The sequence below is a fragment of the Marinitoga sp. 1155 genome (assembly GCF_001021175.1).
Classification (GTDB): Bacteria; Thermotogota; Thermotogae; order Petrotogales; family Petrotogaceae; genus Marinitoga.
This window is the reverse complement of sequence record NZ_AZAX01000045.1, coordinates 65,066-80,714: the sequence shown is the minus strand read 5'-3', so window position 1 is coordinate 80,714 and position 15,649 is coordinate 65,066. Positions and strand designations below refer to the sequence as shown.

Genomic DNA, 15,649 nt, shown 5'->3' with positions numbered 1-15,649 from the left:
TTCATACCAAACATTATATATCCCACCATTTATGTAATTTAAATAATTTTCCTTTGCTATTAAACATAATTTTGAAAGTTTATTATAATTTGGAGAATCTTTTATATCAAGATTTTCTTTAGTTATAACAGTTCCATCGAGTTTTTCTATCTTAGTACATGATATAAAAAAAGACTAATAAAAATTATTAAAATATACACTCTTACCGTTTTTTCATTCTCTCCTACCCTTCGAACTTTTTTGATTTTATAACTTCCAACTTAACATATAACTATATCTCTAATTCTATTTTTGATATATCTCATCTAAAATACCAATCTCTTCTGCTAATTTCAATGTGTTTTGAACGTATATTCCTCTTATTTGTATATTATTCACCTTTATAATCATAAATATTTATTAAAATGCTTCCATCGCTTAAACCTGTTAAACCAACAATATTTTCTGGTATATCATATATAACCTCCTTTATACTCCACTTTTCGATATCAAATATCACTAATTTTTCATTACTATATATTGCAATATCCTTTTCGTTCAAAAAAGTTACGAAATATGGTTCATCCATTATTATTTCTGGATATAATTTGTCAAATTCTATTTCTTTTATCGTTTTATCTTTGCTATTATAATACTCAATGTATATACCTTCTGTAAAAATCACATCTCCTTTTGTATTTATATCTAATTTAGGATTTCCAATCACATTTTTTATCAAAATATCTTTTTGACTCTTTATATCTAAAATATGAAGTTCAACATTACTGGTATTTTTATTTTCCAAGACATATACTAAAAAATTGTTACTGAGGTTTGTATTATACAAATTTGGAGATGAAAGGTTTAAATATGTTTTTATTAAATTTAATTTTTTATCTGATATCATGTAATTGAAAATTTTCAATTCTATTTTTTCTTTTTTTTCATAATTATTATAAAAAACAATAATTGAATTATTATTTATTGTAAATGGAAAGTCTGATATATAAGAAGGAATTGGTAAATTTTCAATTTCAAAAGCTTTCCATTTATTTAAATTATTTAAGTTTGCAATATAAAAGTTCCTTTTTATAGTGTTATCAAATGTTATAATAGACCCTTCTCTGCCAATTTTTAAATTATCAATGTTCAAATATTCTTCGAATTCCTTTAAATATAAATATTTTAATTTATAATTTTCCACTTTTATGGTTTTAACAAATTCATTTGCACCAGGAATTAAGATATTATAATCAGCAAATACTGAAATAAATATCATAAGTACAATAGATACTAATATATTTTTCTTTTTCATTTTTTTCCTCCTATCTTTAATTCATCCTAAATATCCTTAGGGTGAATATGTATTATAATCCTTTTAATTCAATTTTAGTAATTTCACTAATTTATATTTAGTTCTATCTGTAACTTCTATTTTCTTTTCCAGTTACATACTCCCATGATGTTTCTCCCAACTTTGAACTGTTCAAATAAGACTCTTTCTAATTTTACTTGATAAAAAACGAAAACCACATCTAATACAATTTTTCATATCATTCATTTATTATATATTTTGTAAGAAATATTCCTTATAATATTCTCTGAATTTCATTTCATACCAGTCATTTGATTCACCACCAATTCCATCATTTATACCTATTTCACAATATTTCTTAAGATTTTCCCTATCTTCAATTATTCTATATCCTTCAATTAATGCGTATAAACTGGCTTCATAATGATTAATAGCAAAATATCTATCCGCTGAATCAATATTTTTATTCATTTCTTCTACTTTTTGTTGTTGATTTTCAAATTGTATTTTTAATTTATCAATATACTCATATGTTTTTTCTTTTAAATCTATACTTTTATAGAACCTAATAATATTGATTATATCTATATCATCAAGTTTTCTATTTTTCGTAAATGATTCTATATAATACATAATTTTTTTATTATCCAATTCTTTTACCTGATATTTATAGTAAAAAAAGCTTCTTAATAGATTAAAATATTTATTAGAATAATCTATATAATCAATAAATTTTAATTTGCCTCCTCTAAATGAAAAATGGAAGTATCTTCCACATGATGCATATATTCCATCATTTGCAGCAATATAGATTTCTCCGATTTTCGGTAAAAAAATCACGCTGTGAACTGTGTCAGATCTACATATTGATTGATTACCAAAATCACCTGTATCCATGCTTCTCATAATCTCCACAATATTGTTCGATGAAATATTTTGCTTATTATCTAAATATTTTTCTGCAATAATTTTTCTTGATATTGAACCAGAATAATCTCCTTTTTTATTTTTCAATGCTGTAAAATGATTCGTTGAAACAAGCATTTCTCTACTTTCAATTTTTTCAAAATTTTTTGAATCAAATTCAAACACTACAGCTTTATTATCTTTTCTACTTGAAACCATCAAATTATTTCCTATTGTTCTTTTATTTTTTCTCAATATATTTTCAACATCTGATATATTTTCGGCATTTTCCATAATTATTCTATACAGAATTCCCGTAGAAATACCCTTTGAACTTTGATAATCAGATTCAGAAGTCATAGAACCAAGGCTTATTCCTTTTTCATTAATTCCAGATAATACTCCAACTATTCCAGGCCATGTTAATGAAACAAAATTATTTCCATCATTTATATTATAGACAAATAGAACATTTTGATCCCAAAGTTTATTTGAAAGAAAATAATCAAGATTTCTGCCATGAATTATTTCATTATTAACAGTTTTTTCACCCCACACTGCAATATTGGTACAACCATATAGGTTGAAAATTTCATCGTATATATTTAATAAAAAAATTGTGTCTAGATCTACATTACTTGCTCTGGCAACAGCCGCCATTTCTTCTTTATATTTTGAAGGTGTATTTCTAAAATAATTTTTCATTGTATATCTTATTATAATTTTTTCAAAAAAATTCCTATTCCTCATTTCTTCTTCAAGATAATTTTTCATTTTATTTATTTCGTTCTTCAATGCAAGACCATGATGATAACCAACTTCTGATGGTGTTCCGGATAAATAAACTATTTTTATGTTTCCAACCTTTTTCAACCTATAATTTTTATTATTTATATTTTCAGTTTTATAATTTAAAGGTATAAAAAGATATATTAGAAAAAATATTGCTATAAGAAAAATTATAGATAGAAGATATAAAATTTTTTTCATTTAATTTCACCTTTCATTATGATTATGGAAAATTTGTATGTATTATAGTTATTTTACAAATAATATTATAACAAACAACATTTTTGTCATGCAATAAAAATAATATTAATTTTTAGTAAAATGTTTAAATAATTCGAAAATGTATGGATTACCCCTTAATATAAAAAATCTCCCGCATGAAGCAGGAGATTAATTATTTTAATTATATTTTCATCGCTAATTCAAAGCCTTCAGTTGTTGCGTCTATTATTTGTCCAACTTTTAATGCGTCTCCTATTAAATATACATTATCTAATTCTTTTGATAATTCTTCATATAGTTTATTATCTGGTTTTGTGCCTGCCGTAATTACAATATCATCAAATTCACCTAAAGAAACTTCTTCTTCTTTGGTTTGAACGAATACTTCTTTCCCTTTAATTTCTTTTACCATAGTTTTTGTATAAATAGATATTTTTGGAGCATAATTTTTCTTAAATAATTTGCTTGCCACTATTTCCATTCCTCTTCCAACTTCATCTAACGCCTCAACAACAGTAACTTTCTTGTTTTCTTTAACTAATGCTTCAGCAACTTCTAATCCTATTAAACCTCCGCCAATTATTAATACCCTCTCACCATTTATTTCTTTTCCTTCAAAGAAATCAAAGCCAGTAATGTAATTTTCTAATCCTTTAATAGGAGGGATAAATGGGTTTGCACCAGTTGCCACAATAATTGCATCAAAAGACCTGTTTTTAAAAGTTTCTGCTGTAACTTTTGTATTTGTTTTTATGGTTAATTCTTTTTCTGCTTTTTTTATTAAATCATCTAATGTATCCTTCATGGACATTTTTCCAGGAGATTTATATGCTAATACCCATTGACCACCTAAATATGCATTTTTTTCAAAGATAGTTATATCGTAACCTTTTTTCTTTAAGTATAAGCCAGCAAATAATCCTGCAGGACCTGCTCCAACTATTGCTATTTTCTTCTTATTTTCAATGTTAACAATAAATTCTTTATGTAATTCTGGATTTGCTATACAACCTATTGGTTTTCCTGCTTTTACATTTCCAAGACATCCTTGTAAGCAACTACCACATCTTAAATAATCATCAGAATTTGATAATATTTTATTTGGAAAGTCTGGATCAATAATTAATTGTCTTCCAAAGACTACACCATCTACTATTTTATCTTTCACTAATTTTTTGTATCTTTCATTTTTATGCATTCTACCTGCGGCTATTAATGGCAATGAAGTTAATTCTCTTATTTCCATTAACTTTTTATCCATTATATCTGTTGGTAATGACATATGATTATAATACCATGGAGCTGAATCACATGCATTTCCCCACCCAACATGAATTGCAGAAACATTAAATTCTTCTGCTAGAGCAAATATTGTTTTTAAATCCTCATTTGTTATTCCATTTTCCACAAACTCACTTCCGGAAATTCTGATAAACAAAGGGATTTCGAGTTCTGATGTTATAGAAGATAAGAGTTCTCTGACAAATTTGAATCTATTTTTACCGTATTCATCATCCCTTTTGTTCAGTCTTTCAGAATAAAATTGATGAACTATATATCCGTGTCCAAATTGAATCTCGATTCCATCAACACCTGCTTTTTGAGCTCTTAATGCGTTTTCTTTAAATGCATCGATTATATTTTTTATTTCATATTCTGATAATTCTTTTGGAATTTGACCTGTAGAAGGGCATTTGATTGATGATGATGATAAAACTTCACCTGATGCTTTTGGGTTTGCAGCTCTTCCAGCGTGATTAAGATGTACAATTAATTTTGTTTCGTGTTTATGAAGTGCGTTAGTTAATTTTTTCAATCCTGTTATGTGTTCATCTGTATTTAACATAGTTTGTTTCGGGTGTTCTTTACCTGAAGATAAAACCGCTATTGGTTCTAAGATAATTGTACCAACTCCACCTTTTGCTTTTCTTTCGTAGTATGCTATTTGTTCGTCTGTAATAAATCCTGTTTTTGGTGTAGCTAAAGCTGTTTTTACTGGAGCCATAAATATATGATTTTTCGTTTCAAAATTTCCAAATTTCAAGAAAAATCACCCCTTTTCGTTTTTAAAATCCCCTATTTCTTCCTAATCCTCTACCCATTCCGCGACCCATTCCTCTTCCTCTACCCATACCACGCATTGCTGGGTTTTCAGAGTTTGGTCTTATAGCATTTTTAGGACATTTTTCCATACATAATCCGCATCTTGTACAAATATCATTATTTATATATGGATAACCATCATCTTTTAAAGTTATTGCTCCTTCAACAGGACATACATTTAAACATATTTTACATTTTATACATTCATTTTCTTTTATCCATGGCATGTTATCACCTCCAGGAGATTATTCTACTTCTCCAGCTAACATATATCTAACTTCTTCTAATGCGTCTTCAACTGTTTTTGATTCAACTATTAATGGTTTGTATCCCCATTTGTCGAGCTTTATCATGGAGCCTTTTCCCATTGAATTACCTACCCAGACTTTGCAATGACCTAAAAATTCTTTTATTTCTTCTGCCTTTGCATGTAAATGAGTTTCTGCATAAGGGTTTTTAATTTCTTCTATTTTTTTAAATTCGTTTCCGTCATAATCATATACAACATATATTTCAGAATGTCCAAAGTGTTCATCATTTATATGTATTCCATCTTTTGTGCCAAATGCTATTTTCATTATCTCAACTCCTTAATGTGTTGCACTTTCCACTTTTTCTAATTTTCCATTCTTATAATTTTCAATTATGTTAGCTAATGTATCTTTTTTTGTTAAATATACTTCTATTCCCGCAGCTTTTAAAACTTCGAAGGCATTTTTCCCAACACTTTCCAATATTAATATATTAACACCTTTTTCTGCTAACATTTGTGATACTTTTGGCCCCATGCCGTGTGCTTCATTTGCTGTGTTTTCTACTATTTCCACAATTTCGTTTTTTTCTAAATCATAAATTACAAAAAGTTCGGCTCTTGCAAACCTATCGTTGCTTAATGAATCTAATGTTTTTCCTTGTGATGGTATTGCCAATTTCATAATAACACCTCCATAATTTATTTTAATTTTTTCATTACTTTATTGAATATATCTTTAATTGCTTTTGCAGCTGAACTATTTTCATAATTAACAACAGGATTTATTTCTAAGTTTGATTTTTCAACTGTTTCGTCAAAAGGGATTTCACCGAGTACTTCAATTCCATCGCTTATACAGTAATTTATTATTTCTTTACTTACAACAGAGTTTAAATCATATTTATTAATTACAACACCAAAATCTCTTCTAAAATGTCTTACTGTTTCTACAATTCTTTTTAAGTCATGTAATCCTGACGTTGTTGGTTCGGTTACTATAACAACATAATCTGTTGCTGTTATAGATGAAGTTGCAGGACATCCAATACCAGGAGCGCCATCGATTAATACAATATCTTTATTTTTTTCCTGGGCTTTATTCATGGCTAATTTTCTAACTTCTGCTACTAATCCACCAGAGGTTTCTTCTCCGGGGTTTAAATTAGCATGAACAATATCTTTTTCATCATTAAGTGATGAATAATAATATTCTCCAGATAATGCAGTTTCTAGTTTTATAGCATTTTGAGGACAAGCTATAACACATGCATTACAGCCTTCACATGCATATGGATCTACATCATATATACCATTCTCAAAGGTTATAGCTTCAAATCGGCAGATATTTTTACAAATACCACATTTATCGCATTTATTTTGATCTATTATAGCTTTTTTTCCACCATAATAATCATATTTTTCTTTTAATTCACCATTGAACATTAGATTCAAATTAGCAGCATCAACATCACAATCAGCAAGGACTGCGTTATTTAATAGAGCTCCAAAGGAAGAACTTAAAGTTGTTTTACCTGTTCCACCTTTTCCGCTGACTATAACTAATTGCTTCATATAATCATCCCCTTTATGGTTTCAAAAGCCTTTTTGAACTTTTCTTCCCATTCTGGTAAATACTGAGAGAATATTTTTCCTTCTGAATATAATTTTGCTATATTTCTATCAAAAGGTATTTTTAATATTATAGGAATATTTTCTTTTTTAGAATATTCATCTATCATATTTGTTTTGCCTGTATCTCTATTTACAACAATGCCTGCAGGTATGCCCATTTCTTTTACTAAATTTACAGCAAGTGCTAAATCATGTAGGCCAAATGTTGTTGGTTCCGTCACTAAGATAGCAAAATCTGTGTTTCTTAAGCTTTCCACCACAGGACAAGATGTTCCAGGTTGTGAATCGATTAATACAATATCTGCAGATCTATCTATATGCTTTTTTAATTGTCTTATAATCCTTACACCTGAAGGTTCCCCTATATTTAAAAGACCCATTCCAAATTTTAAATTTTCATTTATTTTTCCTAATTTTATTTTACCTATACTTTTAGGTTCTTCTTTAATAGCATTTACAGGGCAAACCATAGCACATGCTCCACAACCGTGACATAGGCTTTCAAATACCATTGTTCCTGTTGGAAATACAGAAATAGCACCAAACTGACACGCTTTAGCACATTCCCCGCATTTTATACATGCGTTATTATCAACTATAGGTAATAAAATATCTACACTTTCCTCTTTTTCAAAGTTTATATCAAAAAACAAGTGATCATTTGGTTCTTCAACATCAACATCTAATAACTGAACATTGTATATTTTTGATAGCGTGTATGCTAAATTGGTAGAGACAGTTGTTTTACCTGTTCCGCCTTTTCCACTTAATATAGTAATTTTCACGTTTTTTTCCTCCTGTTCAATTATTCATATATATTATACCACTATATATACAAAAATGATATATTATATTAAATACTTATAAAAGAGGGTTGGAAACCAACCCTCGATTAAAATATTTTTACCACCAATTTCTTCCGTGTCCCCTACCAAAACCTCTACCATATCCGGCGGCAAAACCTCTACCAAAACCGCGTCCCATGCCAAAACCTCTTCTGAATCCATAAAATGCATTATTAAAAGGTCTCACCCATCTATATACTGGTGAAACTGGAGCAATATATCCTGGATTTGCACATGGCCCCAATCTTCTTCCGACTGGTCCTGTTCCCATTGGGCCTGTTCCATCAAAGCCTGGCATCACCTTTCACCCCCTTGAGAATATCTATCAAGTTCTCTTAATCTTTCTTCGACAAAACGCATTTCTTCTTCAAGATATCTCTTATAATCTAATAACATAGCTTTTTCATCTGATGGCCTGTAATATTCGTCATAATTTCCTGCGCCATATTCAAAGCCTCTACCAAAACCACGTCCCCTACCAAAACCTCTTCCAAATCCTGCTCCCATTCTTCTTCCCATACCATAACCATGTCCCATTCCTCTACCGAATCCTCTTCCGTATCCATAATTATCATCATAATATGCCATGTCATTCACCTCCGTTTTCTATATGTTTTTTATATATACGTCTACTTTTATTATATACATAATACATATATATGTCAACTGTTTAGATGAAATTATTGTAACATTTTTTTTATTTTCAATAATTATATGGTATTGCAGATACGATGTCTAAAAAGTCAAATTCACTCAGGCAGCTCGATTGCTTATCCTTAAAATTATTCATTCTCAGCCGTCGTTCAGATTTTTCATCCATGAAAAAGCTTCACTCAAAAAAACGTCCTGTTTTTTTTGACGGCTTACATTCATAATTTTAAGGGCAATCTTCGAGCCTTCATTTCATTTGAGACTTTTTAGACAACCTAGGTATTGTAGATATTAAACTTTTAAACAACTCTAAAAATAAATGAGGCTGAAAATTTCAGCCTCATTTTATTACAATAGTAAATTTATATAAAAGCATTTATAATGCTAACAATAAAAAATTTTACTTCGTATAATAGAATTAATATAATATAAAAAGGGGATTTTAGCCCCTTTTTATATTTATGTCTATCTGTGTAAAAGGTATTTCAATATTATTTAGTTTTAATAATTCAAATATTTCTGTAGCGATTTTTTTAGTGCCTTCAAAATAATCATCTTTCTTTAACCAGAATTTTATGGAAAAGTCTATAGAAGAATCGTTGAATCCTGAAAACCAGATAAAAGGCTTATGATCATTATCTTGGTAAATTAAATGTGATGTTTTTAAATATTCATTTATCAATCCAAAAAATTTCGTTAAATCAGTATTATAAGAAACTCCAAGATTAATCTCACTTCTTCTGATATTTGATGGCCAATAGTTTGTTATTGAACTGTTCCACATAGTTTTATTTGGTATTCTTACGAGTTTTCCATCAAAAGTTTTTATAACTGTATGATTCAAATCTATTTGATCAACGCTTCCAGAAATGCCATTTACCTCAATTGCATCTCCTTCTTTTATTGTTTTTGAAAACATCAAAAGGATTCCACAAATAAAATTAGACAACGGTTCCTGTATCGCAAATGCTACGATAACTCCAGATATTCCAAGCCCTGTTAAAAATGGCATAAAATCCTTAAATAATAAAGATAAAATAATGAATCCTCCAAGCGTGTAATAGAATATATTTATTAAGACTTTTGATGTATTTTTGTATGCTATTGATCTTCCTGTTTTTTCAGTTATTTTCATCATCGATTTGTATGTTATTTTAGAGAAAAATTTAGTTAATATTAAAACGATTATGCTTATACCTATTCTCAAAGAATAATCAACAATTATATTCATATCTATGTTCATATTTTTAACCTCTATTATCTTTTCAATGTTCCAATTGTTCTTAAGAAATCATCTGCTGTCTGTACTGCTCTTGCATTGAGATCATATGTTCTTTGTGCGACGATCATATTGACCATTTCTTTAACAACATCCACATTGGATTTTTCTAATGATCCCTGTTCAATTGAACCATACCCATCCTGATTCGGAATGCCTTCAGTAGCTACACCAGATGCTGGAGTGGACAGATATAAATTATTTCCTATAGCTTTTAATCCTGCTGGATTTACAAACCTGACAAGGGTAATATTACCAACATTTTGTATTGTTCCGTCTGGGAGCTTTGCACTTACTATACCATCTGGTGAAATATTTACACTTTCAGCATTTGTTGGTAATGTTATATTTGGAACCAATAATAATCCATTTGAATTAACTAATCTTCCATTAGCATCTACTTTAAATGAGCCATCTCTTGTATATGCAATTCTACCATCCTGCAATTGCATCTGAAAGAATCCGTCGCCCATTATTGCAAGATCAAAAGTTCCACCAGTTTGTTCTATATTACCTTGTGTGAATATTCTATTTGTTGCGGCTACTCTAACTCCATGACCTACATACTCACCTGTTGGCAATGTTGAGTTTTGAGCTGTTGGAGTTCCAGCTTCTTTTATAGGTGTATATAACAAATCCTGAAACTCAATCCTTTGAGCCTTATAACCTGTCGTGTCTACGTTTGATAAATTATTAGAAATAGTGTCGAGTCTTCTTTGCTGTGCTATCATTCCAGTTGATGCAGAATAAAGGGATACTAACATATTTTTTTCCTCCTTGAAATTATATTATTGATTATATTCTTTGAGCGCTTTCTATGATCTTGCCAGTCATTAAATCCTGAGTTTGAACGGATTTTTCTAATATATTAAATGCTCTATTAGCATTTATTAAATTTATCATTTCCTTTAACGTATCCACGTTTGATTTTTCCAGACCACCCTGCATTATTTTATAATTTTCAGATGATATTTCATTACCAGTAAAGAGATTTATTCCGAATTTAGAAGGGTTTTTAAGATTAACTACAGCAATTTTCTGGCCTGTTAACTGGTTTCCATTATATATATTTCCCTTTTCATCAACATTAAACTTTTCAGGAATTTGAATACGTTTATTGTTTATATCAAGTACATAGTCACCATCTGAGGTTATTAAAAATCCTTCCTGATTTCTTTTAAATTCACCATTTCTGGAGTAAAAGACCTTAGAATTCCTTTCTATTTTAAAAAATCCATCTCCAAATATTGCAAAATCCAGAGGATTATTTGTTTCTTCGATTTTCCCCTGAGACATTATTGGTTTTGTTTCATCTGAAATTAATGCGGTTTCCATATACCCAATATGTCTACCTTTGTTGAAGTCAGTTGAATTATAATTTCTGAATTCTTTTTCAAGATATGCTTTAAAGGTTATTTCGTCTTTTTTATATCCTGTAGTATCAGCATTAGATAAATTATTTGATATATTATCAAGTTGTGCCATATTAGCAAGCATACCCATAGTAGAAAAATAAAGTCCTCTGGTCATATAATCGCCTCCTGCGAAGATATTCATTAATATAATTCTTTTTATTTGTACATATTTCCTAAATTGTATTCGAAAATTTAGAAAAGAAGATGATATGGAAATTATTAACAAAATATGGCTTTAGTCATAAACATGTAGCTCTTGGTTATTTTTCTTTTGAGGATGATGAAAGAAATTTGATTGATGAGATTATTGATAAATTCTTATAACAAAATCCCCGAAAACGGGGATTTTTGTGAGAATCCATTATAGTATTTTTTCATTTCTTTTAGTAATTGTTCTCTTGAGACATTAAACTTTTTTGCTGTTTGTTCTATATAGTCTTTAAAATATCGAGTTCTTCTTGAGTATATCCAAGCATTTACGAATAGTCTGTATCCAGAGGAGATATATCATTTAAATTGTTAAGTGCAGAGAATACTCCGGTTTTTATGAATTTTGTGATTCCTGTTATGAATACAAATTTTATGTATTCATCTTTTGATTTTATTGCTACATAAAAATTTCTTAACACATTTCTATATTTTTCTGCCATTTCTTTGTTATTTATAGTATTCAATATAGGTTTTTCATATTCATCTATTAATATTACTACTTTTCCTTTTTTGGATAATTCTATTATTAAATCATCAAATGCATATTTATAGTGATCGTTTTTTATTTCTATACGTATTCACCCTCTACAAGGTTTGGACAAAAAATAAGAAAAGGGTGTTTTTTAATTTTAAAAAATCCAATTTTTTAATCCAAAAACTTGTTGTCAGCGTGTAACACCGTAATAGACCGAAAATTAATCTATGAATGCGGAAATTTTTGACATTTCAGAAGATATATTTATTTTGCATGTATATTTAGCTTTTTCAAAATTATTTGATACAAGTGTGGAATCGTCTTTTTGTATGAAATTATTTAACTCTTTTACTGTTAAATCTCCTATAAAATTAATTATTACAAAAGTATCAACAGGTATCTCTATTGTAAGATTACTTACCTGTATATTCATATCAATGGTTGAATCTGTTTTTGACGAGGGAATTAAATGAATATTTGATGCTTTAGAATTTATTCTTACATATTGTGCTTTTATTTCATAGAAATCCATAAGCAAATCACAAACGCTTATTTGAATATCAAAATTAGCTTTTATATTATTGGATATATATATTTTATTCTCCGCTCTTTCAGGGATATTTATTGAGTTAATTCGTAATTTTTCTTTAAAATCAAATTTGGTATTTTCCATATGTATTTTTTGGTTAAATATTGATTTATTATATGTACTTTTTATTTTTATATTATCTTCGTCATGTGTAGTAATATTACACTTATTCCAATCAAAATCAAAATTAAAGTTGAAATTATAATTATTATTTTTTAATTCAAAAATTTTTTCATCATGATTGATTTTATTTTTTGATATTTTAAATGCCAGATCTCTAAAAAATAATTCAACCATACCCGATGCTAATAATTGTGTACCTATATATAATAACACCAATTCTCCAACAGAGGGTTTGAAATTAAATAAATTAAACAAATCAAAAATTAGAATAATACCAAAAATCAAGTTTCCAAGATTTTCACTTTTTATTTTTTTTAATAATTTTAAACCATCAAAAATAAATATTGTTGCTAATATAATTTCTATTATTGTACTAATAGTAAAGGATATTTTCAAAATAAGTGTTGTAAGTATTATTATGCCCATCAAAACATAAACAATTCCTGATATCATCTTATTTCCCCCTTAAAAAAATTTTTGAAATCCCAGAGGATATTAAGCCTGCACCTATTATTAATAATATTATCTCCCAAAAATTTAAATTTGTACTTATTAAATTTAAACTATCCAATATCAATATTATTCCAGTAATTAAGCCAAAAATTAAACTTTTCAGTCTAAAATTATTATGGAACTTTTTCATAAATTTAAATATCAATCCTTCCTGTATTTCTAAAATATCATCTATTGCTTTTTCAGCATCTTTACCCTGCAACAAGATTTCTTTATTTCCTTTTTTTATTTTTACTGTTTGCTCGGGGTTAAAACCTGCATATATAAATCCACACCCCAGAATAAATTTTACAGTTTTCCAAAATGTTAAAGAATATCCAAGAAAAACCGATAAAATAATTACCATTCCTGTTAATATAAAGATCAAGGATAATATTTTCATAGAACTCCCCCTCTATAAAAATTTATATATATACTTTCATTTATATTAATAATATACCATATTTTTTAAAAAAAATCAATATTGATATAAAAAAAATTAAAATAAAATTTTATTTTTTATTAGTTGATTGGGATTACAAAATAATTTGTATTTTTTTATTTTTTGAATATAATAAAAAAATATGGTATAATTTATAAAAAGTTGAAGATAAAATGGAGGTGTTATAATGGATTTTACAGTTGATTTTTCTGAAAAGGATAATTTCTATTTGATTAAGGTTGAAGGAGAAATTGATGCTTATCATTCAGCAACGTTTAAGCAAAAAACAAAGGAAAAACTTGTAAGTTTATCTCATACTAAATATGTGATAGATATGTCTTTAGTCTCATATATCGACAGTGCAGGTCTTGGTGCGGTTGTGAGTTTATTGAAAGAATCGAGAAATTTGAAAAAAGAATTAATTCTTGTTGGTTTACAGCCACAGGTAAGAAAAATTTTTGAAATGACAAAACTTGATAAAATTGTTAAGATATTAGATACTCTTGAAGAAGTAAAATAATATGGGCATAATGCCCATATTATTTTTAATATATTAGTGTTTTTGCTGATGTTATATATGAATTTCATATAACATTTTCATATTTTTTCGTGAATATTTTGCTTACCTTTTTAGCCACATTTGTTATATCCCCTGCGCCTAAAAATAAAAATACTCCTTCACTTAAATCCAATATTTTATCAATCATTTCGTTTTCAGAATTAATAAATTCGGAATCATCTATTAATTTTGCCATTTTTAATTCATTTACACCTTCAATAGGTTCTTCAAAGGCGGAATATATTCTATATACAAAAACTTTATCGGCATTTTTTAAAACCTGGCTGAATTGTTGATAATGTCTGAATAGTCTTGTGTATCTATGTGGTTGAAATATAGCTACTATAGGATAATCTGGGAAATATTCTCTTGCAGCTTTAATAGTATGTTCAACTTCTTCTGGAGTGTGCGCATAATCATCAACAACAAAAATATGGCTATTTTTAAACAGGACATTAAATCTTCTATTTACTGAATTGAATGTTTCAAAAGCCTTACATATCTTTTCAAAACTAACTCCCATTTCCAGTGAATATGCAATGGCTGCTATGGCGTCATAAGCATAGTGAACACCTGGCAAATTCATTTTTATTTTTCCTATAAATTTATTTTTATAATGGACATCGAATGTTTGATAATATCCATGAGGTATTCTATTTGTAAAATAGTATTCTGAATTATTAGTTGTACCAAATTTTATAACGAAATTATCATAAAATGTATTTAAAATAACATCATCACCATTTAACAACACAAAATCTCTGGCATTAGATGCATGATTATATAGAGAATCTATAAGATTTTCGAAAGAATTATTATAATGTTCTAAATGGTCTGGTCTTAAATTTGTTATTATAGATACATCCAGAATTGTGTTTCTAATATAGCCATCGCTTTCATCCACTTCACTGATTATAGGTCCGGCACCGAGTCTGAAGTTTCCATCTTCTAAACTATCATGAATTCCTCCTAAAAATACTGTAGGATCATAAAGCGCTTCTTTTAAAATGTGTGATATCATTGCAGTTGTAGTTGTTTTTCCATCTGTTCCAGTAATCCCTATACTATAGTTGTTTTTTAAAATATAATTTAAATATTCCATTCTATTAAGAATTGGTATATTCCATTCTTTTGCATATTTAATTTCTGGATTAGAATCTTTTATAGCTGTACTTTTTATTATTAAATCAGTATTTAAAATATTTTCTTTTGTATGCCCTATTTTTATGTCAATATTTTTATTTTTTAAATAATTTGTTCTTTCACTCTCTACATTGTTTGATCCACTTACATCAAACCCCTTATATTTCGTATAAAGAGCTAATGAGCTCATTCCTATTCCACCTATTCCGGAAAAAAAGTATTTCATT

At 28.0% G+C, this 15,649-nt stretch carries 18 protein-coding genes; 1 reads left to right on the top strand and 17 read right to left on the bottom strand.

Going from position 1 to position 15,649, the window contains the following annotated elements; translation table 11 throughout:
• Positions 1-370 precede the first annotated feature (370 nt).
• The 16 genes from X274_RS10295 to X274_RS10220 form a co-directional block, all read right to left on the bottom strand.
• Positions 371-1,294, bottom strand: coding sequence for a hypothetical protein (locus X274_RS10295; protein WP_047266744.1), 924 nt, complete (start codon positions 1,292-1,294; stop codon positions 371-373).
• A 249-nt stretch (positions 1,295-1,543) separates the two neighbouring features.
• Complete coding sequence (locus tag X274_RS10290; protein WP_047266743.1) at positions 1,544-3,190, bottom strand: C45 family autoproteolytic acyltransferase/hydolase; 1,647 nt, start codon at positions 3,188-3,190, stop codon at positions 1,544-1,546.
• A gap of 202 nt (positions 3,191-3,392) precedes the next feature.
• Positions 3,393-5,255: an NAD(P)/FAD-dependent oxidoreductase gene (locus X274_RS10285; RefSeq protein ID WP_052913294.1), complete on the bottom strand. Its 1,863-nt coding sequence runs from the start codon at positions 5,253-5,255 to the stop codon at positions 3,393-3,395.
• 22 nt (positions 5,256-5,277) lie between these two features.
• On the bottom strand, positions 5,278-5,541 hold the full coding sequence (locus tag X274_RS10280; protein WP_047266742.1) for a 4Fe-4S binding protein: 264 nt from the start codon (positions 5,539-5,541) through the stop codon (positions 5,278-5,280).
• 18 nt (positions 5,542-5,559) lie between these two features.
• Positions 5,560-5,892, bottom strand: a complete 333-nt coding sequence (locus tag X274_RS10275) for a NifB/NifX family molybdenum-iron cluster-binding protein (RefSeq protein ID WP_047266741.1) — start codon at positions 5,890-5,892, stop codon at positions 5,560-5,562.
• 12 nt (positions 5,893-5,904) lie between these two features.
• Positions 5,905-6,249, bottom strand: coding sequence for a NifB/NifX family molybdenum-iron cluster-binding protein (locus X274_RS10270; RefSeq protein WP_047266740.1), 345 nt, complete (start codon positions 6,247-6,249; stop codon positions 5,905-5,907).
• 17 nt (positions 6,250-6,266) lie between these two features.
• Positions 6,267-7,139: an ATP-binding protein gene (locus X274_RS10265; RefSeq protein WP_047266739.1), complete on the bottom strand. Its 873-nt coding sequence runs from the start codon at positions 7,137-7,139 to the stop codon at positions 6,267-6,269.
• Entirely contained in the window at positions 7,136-7,984 is an 849-nt protein-coding gene (locus tag X274_RS10260) for an ATP-binding protein (protein ID WP_047266738.1), read from the bottom strand. The genes X274_RS10265 and X274_RS10260 overlap by 4 nt, the downstream gene beginning before the upstream one ends.
• A gap of 118 nt (positions 7,985-8,102) precedes the next feature.
• Positions 8,103-8,342 (bottom strand): DUF5320 domain-containing protein, encoded by a 240-nt coding sequence (locus X274_RS10255; protein WP_047266737.1) that lies wholly within the window; start codon positions 8,340-8,342, stop codon positions 8,103-8,105.
• Positions 8,342-8,632, bottom strand: coding sequence for a DUF5320 family protein (locus X274_RS10250; protein WP_156166200.1), 291 nt, complete (start codon positions 8,630-8,632; stop codon positions 8,342-8,344). Before X274_RS10250 ends, X274_RS10255 begins: the two co-directional genes overlap by 1 nt.
• 505 nt (positions 8,633-9,137) lie before the next feature.
• Positions 9,138-9,938, bottom strand: a complete 801-nt coding sequence (locus tag X274_RS10245) for a mechanosensitive ion channel family protein (RefSeq protein WP_047266736.1) — start codon at positions 9,936-9,938, stop codon at positions 9,138-9,140.
• A 14-nt stretch (positions 9,939-9,952) separates the two neighbouring features.
• Positions 9,953-10,738, bottom strand: a complete 786-nt coding sequence (gene flgG, locus X274_RS10240) for a flagellar basal-body rod protein FlgG (protein ID WP_047266735.1) — start codon at positions 10,736-10,738, stop codon at positions 9,953-9,955.
• A gap of 31 nt (positions 10,739-10,769) precedes the next feature.
• On the bottom strand, positions 10,770-11,504 hold the full coding sequence (locus tag X274_RS10235; RefSeq protein ID WP_047266734.1) for a flagellar hook-basal body protein: 735 nt from the start codon (positions 11,502-11,504) through the stop codon (positions 10,770-10,772).
• Between the two features lie 361 nt (positions 11,505-11,865).
• Positions 11,866-12,066: an AAA family ATPase gene (locus tag X274_RS12265; protein ID WP_442914805.1), complete on the bottom strand. Its 201-nt coding sequence runs from the start codon at positions 12,064-12,066 to the stop codon at positions 11,866-11,868.
• 228 nt (positions 12,067-12,294) lie between these two features.
• Positions 12,295-13,239 (bottom strand): hypothetical protein, encoded by a 945-nt coding sequence (locus tag X274_RS10225; RefSeq protein WP_047266732.1) that lies wholly within the window; start codon positions 13,237-13,239, stop codon positions 12,295-12,297.
• Position 13,240: 1 nt separating this feature from the next.
• On the bottom strand, positions 13,241-13,681 hold the full coding sequence (locus X274_RS10220; protein WP_047266731.1) for a hypothetical protein: 441 nt from the start codon (positions 13,679-13,681) through the stop codon (positions 13,241-13,243).
• A 226-nt stretch (positions 13,682-13,907) separates the two neighbouring features.
• Between X274_RS10220 and X274_RS10215 the strand changes: the two genes are divergently transcribed.
• Positions 13,908-14,240 carry an STAS domain-containing protein gene (locus X274_RS10215; protein ID WP_052913293.1) on the top strand — a complete coding sequence of 111 codons (333 nt, stop codon included), beginning with the start codon at positions 13,908-13,910 and terminating at the stop codon, positions 14,238-14,240.
• Positions 14,241-14,304: 64 nt separating this feature from the next.
• Here X274_RS10215 and murC read toward each other — a convergent pair whose 3' ends face one another.
• Complete coding sequence (murC, locus tag X274_RS10210) at positions 14,305-15,648, bottom strand: UDP-N-acetylmuramate--L-alanine ligase (protein WP_047266729.1); 1,344 nt, start codon at positions 15,646-15,648, stop codon at positions 14,305-14,307.
• Position 15,649: the final 1 nt, after the last annotated feature.

Coding starts and splice junctions, on each gene's coding strand:
- X274_RS10295 (WP_047266744.1), bottom strand. CDS start 1,294: ATGAAAAAGAAAAATATATTAGTATCTATTGTACTTATGATATTTATT.
- X274_RS10290 (WP_047266743.1), bottom strand. CDS start 3,190: ATGAAAAAAATTTTATATCTTCTATCTATAATTTTTCTTATAGCAATA.
- X274_RS10280 (WP_047266742.1), bottom strand. CDS start 5,541: ATGCCATGGATAAAAGAAAATGAATGTATAAAATGTAAAATATGTTTA.
- X274_RS10275 (WP_047266741.1), bottom strand. CDS start 5,892: ATGAAAATAGCATTTGGCACAAAAGATGGAATACATATAAATGATGAA.
- X274_RS10270 (WP_047266740.1), bottom strand. CDS start 6,249: ATGAAATTGGCAATACCATCACAAGGAAAAACATTAGATTCATTAAGC.
- X274_RS10265 (WP_047266739.1), bottom strand. CDS start 7,139: ATGAAGCAATTAGTTATAGTCAGCGGAAAAGGTGGAACAGGTAAAACA.
- X274_RS10255 (WP_047266737.1), bottom strand. CDS start 8,342: ATGCCAGGCTTTGATGGAACAGGCCCAATGGGAACAGGACCAGTCGGA.
- X274_RS10250 (WP_156166200.1), bottom strand. CDS start 8,632: ATGGCATATTATGATGATAATTATGGATACGGAAGAGGATTCGGTAGA.
- X274_RS10245 (WP_047266736.1), bottom strand. CDS start 9,938: ATGAACATAGATATGAATATAATTGTTGATTATTCTTTGAGAATAGGT.
- flgG (WP_047266735.1), bottom strand. CDS start 10,738: ATGTTAGTATCCCTTTATTCTGCATCAACTGGAATGATAGCACAGCAA.
- X274_RS10235 (WP_047266734.1), bottom strand. CDS start 11,504: ATGACCAGAGGACTTTATTTTTCTACTATGGGTATGCTTGCTAATATG.
- X274_RS10225 (WP_047266732.1), bottom strand. CDS start 13,239: ATGATATCAGGAATTGTTTATGTTTTGATGGGCATAATAATACTTACA.
- X274_RS10220 (WP_047266731.1), bottom strand. CDS start 13,681: ATGAAAATATTATCCTTGATCTTTATATTAACAGGAATGGTAATTATT.
- X274_RS10215 (WP_052913293.1), top strand. CDS start 13,908: ATGGATTTTACAGTTGATTTTTCTGAAAAGGATAATTTCTATTTGATT.
- murC (WP_047266729.1), bottom strand. CDS start 15,648: ATGAAATACTTTTTTTCCGGAATAGGTGGAATAGGAATGAGCTCATTA.